This window comes from Leptospira idonii (assembly GCF_004770995.1).
Classification (GTDB): Bacteria; Spirochaetota; Leptospiria; order Leptospirales; family Leptospiraceae; genus Leptospira_A; species Leptospira_A idonii.
The window spans coordinates 1-1,054 of the sequence record NZ_RQHW01000067.1; the positions used below are offsets into that span (position 1 = coordinate 1).

Here is a 1,054-nt window from a genome sequence, read left to right on the forward strand (position 1 = left end):
CCAGGTTGCTTCTTCTCTTCTCCTAATTCCTTACATGTTATTGCCAAAGGCAATAACACAATAAACAATAAACTAAATAATAATTGCTTTCTCATGTTCCTGCTCCATTCACCGTTGCTCCACCAGCCATTTCCTTTATAAAATATGTTGGATTAATTCTCCATTTTGTCGGATCTCCAGATTGATTCCTCTCTACAACATCATAGAATTCGGGTGCAATTTTCGGTTGAGTTACTGTCGTTATCTCCAAATGTAAGTGAGATCCTGTTGACCTTCCCGTTGATCCCATCGGTCCTATCTCATCTCCTGCACGGAATGTATTGTCTCCAGTATACGGTTGATCTAAATGTTTATACGATATATCATATACTCCTGCATACTTTCCTGTTAGCTCTGATCTAATTGTCACTGAATTTCCATTTCCTGTTACCTTTGTGTCAGGATTCGCTCTAGCCTCAGGGGAAATGTTCATTATACTCTCTTGTCTTCCTGACAAATACACTCGATCTGCATCACTAGAACTATTTATCATATAATAAGACTTAGTAGTCTTATCGTATTGAACTCCGGTCTCTTTCATCTTTGGTGCATCAAAATTAAACTTGGGATCTATCGCAATTAATTTGGCGCGATCCATTACATTTCCACTCGCATCCACATATGCACCTAGCTGCCCGTTCGTATTCATCTTCGTTGGATCAAAATCTACACCGGCTCTTCTTAAATCTACAGAATCCAATACTTGAACGGATGCTCCTTGTGTTCTAGCTATTATTGTTCCGTTTAGCATTGAATTCACTCTAGTCCCTACTTCACCAGCTATATCGATTCCCTTATGTGCGTTTCCATACAAGTGAGCATTCAAAGCTTCTCCTACAGAATACCCATCTGGTCCATAATGTGAGTTTAAAGATATTGTTCCTACATTCCCTCTGTTGTCACCAATAGGACTCTTGAATCCATCTGTCAAAGTAAATGTTTGCTTTTCATAATCACCTTTATGACTTATATAAGCTTTAATGTCATCGTATGGCAATGTTCTAGTGAGTCCTTC

The 1,054-nt window shown here is 38.7% G+C and carries 1 protein-coding gene; it reads right to left on the bottom strand.

Going from position 1 to position 1,054, the window contains the following annotated elements; translation table 11 throughout:
- Window positions 1–91 precede the first annotated feature (91 nt).
- A partial coding sequence (locus EHS15_RS16985; protein WP_210416367.1) for a M23 family metallopeptidase occupies window positions 92–1,054 on the bottom strand: 963 nt, incomplete at its 5' end.